Genomic DNA, 305 nt, shown 5'->3' on the forward strand with positions numbered 1-305 from the left:
GCATTCCGCTTCCAGAATATTCACGTTTTTCCATTCACACAGCTTTCTTAAGATACTGCCTATCGCTTTACGCTTTTCACCGTAGAACACCTTTCTTCGGTACTTCGGCGCAAATACTATGTGATATTTACAGTTCCATCGCGTGTGCGCTAAGCTCTTTTCGTCCCTCATTGGGACCCCCTTTTGATTTCTTGTTGAACGTTTGCAGTTGCCAGACCGCAAACTGTTTTAACAAATCAAAAGGGGTTTTTATAACTGGCCCAAAGCTGAAAGCTTTACGGAACCTCCAGCCTAGCTGTAATGCT

At 43.9% G+C, this 305-nt stretch carries 1 protein-coding gene; it reads right to left on the bottom strand.

Going from position 1 to position 305, the window contains the following annotated elements:
- Nucleotides 1–171 (bottom strand): transposase (locus tag AC2A1E_RS24480; RefSeq protein WP_484385920.1); only part of this gene is annotated, 171 nt, incomplete at its 3' end.
- Nucleotides 172–305: the final 134 nt, after the last annotated feature.

Source organism: Serratia sp. HNCC26DJ206 (assembly GCF_057180605.1).